The sequence below is a fragment of the Mesorhizobium sp. M7D.F.Ca.US.004.01.2.1 genome, from assembly GCF_003997785.1.
Taxonomy (GTDB): Bacteria; Pseudomonadota; Alphaproteobacteria; order Rhizobiales; family Rhizobiaceae; genus Mesorhizobium; species Mesorhizobium loti.
In genome coordinates, this window is record NZ_RZRQ01000556.1 from 1 (window position 1) to 2,406 (window position 2,406).

Genomic DNA, 2,406 nt, shown 5'->3' on the forward strand with positions numbered 1-2,406 from the left:
GCCGCTATGCGCTCACGGCTTCCGATCTGGAGGCGATGATCGGCCGCAACCAGTCGCTGAGGGGTTTCGCGCTGCTGCCGCTGCTGTCTCCCGACGTATTGAGAGCCAGCCTGTCCGAGCTGTTCAATCTGGCGGCAAGCGGCCGGCTTCGGGTTGCGATCGGCGGCCGCTTTCCGCTCGATCAGGCCGGCGAAGCGCACCAGCTGCTGGAGGAGCGCCGCTCGACAGGGAAGGTGGTGTTGATGCCCTAGCATCGCCATAGCGGGGATGCGACGCCAATCGGGATTGGACCTCTACATCGATGGTCCTGCCATCTGGCCGCGCCGTCTTGCCCTGATATATCCGGCTGCAATCCATCACATGAGTGAAGCCGTGAAGACATCCAGCCTGACCGGCGCCGTTTCCCCGATGATCCCGGTGCTCGTATGCGCGCTCGGGATCTTCCTGCTGTCCGGGATGGATGCGGCGATGAAGACGCTGGTCATTGCGGTCGGCGTCTACAACACGGTGCTGTGGCGCAGCATGGTGGCGACTGTCGTCGCGGGTGCGGCCTGGTCAGTAGGGACGCGCTCAAAGCCGGCCCTTCCGGTGCTGAGACTGCATGCGCTGCGTGCCGCAATTGTCGGCATCGTTCTGATATCCTTTTTTTGGGGCCTCGCCAGGCTGCCGCTCGCCGAGGCGATCGGGCTCAGCTTCGTCGCGCCCCTGTTTGCGCTGTTCCTCGCCGCGCTGCTGCTGGGCGAACGGATCCGGCGGCAGGCTGTCTGGGCATCCTTGGCCGGCATCGCGGGCGTCGCGATCATCATGGCCGGCCAGTTCGGGCAGGCAAGCTATTCCAGAGATGCCATGCTTGGCACGGCAGCGGTGCTCGTATCGACGGTGTTCTACGGCTACAATCTGATCCTCGCCCGGCAACAGGCGCAGTTGGCCAAGCCGATCGAGATCATGTTGTTCCAGAACCTATGCGTTGCAATCATCCTCGGCCTCGCCGCACCCTGGCTCGCCGTCGCCCCGCCGACCGATCTCTGGCTTCCTTTGGCCGGGGTGACGGTGCTGTCGCTTGCCGGGCAATTCCTGATGAGCTGGTCCTACGCCCGTGCCGAAGCGCAATATCTGATCCCGACCGAATACTCGGCCTTCATCTGGGCGGTCGCGCTTGGCTGGTTCTTCTTCGGCGAGGAGGCGACCTGGACCACGCTGACCGGAGCATGCCTGATCGTCGCCGGCTGCCTGATCGCCGCGCGGGCAAATCCCAGGCTTGCCGAGCCAATCGAGGCGGCGGTTTGAGGAAGTCATGTGATGCCGGGATCACGCCCGCGCGTTACTCGGGAAGACCGGCTTTGCGAAAGCCATCAACGAAATGCTCGAGCGTAGCGGCGTCGCGGAACGGCTCCATCGTGACCCAATGGCTGGTTGTAAAATGCGGGTTGCCGACGAGGAACAGTTCGGCCTCCGCGCGCGCCTCGTCGAGCCGGCCGAGTTGCGCCAGGCTTGCCGCCAGGAAACGGCGTGAGCTTGTGCGATAGGTCTCGTCCCTGAGCAGGGTCTCGACAGCGGCGTCGTAATCGCGCGCCGCATATTGCGCCTGGCCGAGCGTCATATGATACCAGCTTGCCGGAAACGGGTTCAGCCGGAACGCCTTGCTGATATGCTCGAGACCCTCTTCGACCCGTCCGGCCAGGACCGCGATGTCGGACAATGCCGCCCAGGTGTCGGCCTCGTTCGGGTCGAGTTCGATCGCCTTGGCGAATTCCGCATCTGCTTCAGTGAAGCTGCGCTCGTAGGCAAGCAGGTAAGCCAGTATCCAGCGACAGCCGGCATCGTTGGGATCGATCGCCACGGCCTTGCGGGCCAGTTCCAAGGCAACGCTGCGGGCGGCTTCGGTTGGTCCGCCCCAATGCACCTGTCCCATCCAGTGGTTCATGGCAAGCCAGCGATAGGGCTCGGCGTATTCGGGATCGAGCGACACCGCGCGCGTGAGCATCAGATGCGCTTCCTGCGCCATCTGCGGCGAGTCGTCGATCAGCCTGCGCGCCCGCACGCAGAGGTCGTAGGCCTCGAGATTTCGGGGTCGGTTGCGCGGCGGCGATGCGCGCAGCCGGCCGAGCAACGCCTCCACGATCTTGGCCGTCACCTCGTCCTGAACCGCAAAGATATCTTCCAGGCCGCGATCGAAGCGTTCCGCCCATAGATGATCGCCGCTCACCGCATCGACCAACTGGGCGTTGATGCGCACGCGCCCCGCGGCACGTCTTGCACTACCCTCCAGCAGATAGCGCACGCCAAGATCCCCGGCGATCTCGCGCACGTCCATCGCTTTTCCCTTGTAGGCAAAGGCCGAGTTGCGCGCGATGACGAACAGACCCGAGATCCTGGACAGGTCGGTGATCAGGTCTTCGGTCAACC

3 protein-coding genes are annotated in these 2,406 nt (G+C 64.3%); 2 read left to right on the plus strand and 1 reads right to left on the minus strand.

Features of this window, described 5'->3' with window-relative positions:
* Both EN993_RS34650 and EN993_RS34655 read left to right on the plus strand, forming a co-directional pair.
* Positions 1-251: zinc-binding dehydrogenase (locus EN993_RS34650; RefSeq protein WP_164758017.1), on the plus strand; the 251-nt coding region annotated here is incomplete at its 5' end.
* A 109-nt stretch (positions 252-360) separates the two neighbouring features.
* On the plus strand, positions 361-1,287 hold the full coding sequence (locus EN993_RS34655; RefSeq protein WP_127266125.1) for a DMT family transporter: 927 nt from the start codon (positions 361-363) through the stop codon (positions 1,285-1,287).
* 34 nt (positions 1,288-1,321) lie between these two features.
* Here EN993_RS34655 and EN993_RS34660 read toward each other — a convergent pair.
* A partial coding sequence (locus EN993_RS34660; RefSeq protein ID WP_127266126.1) for an adenylate cyclase occupies positions 1,322-2,406 on the minus strand: 1,085 nt, incomplete at its 5' end.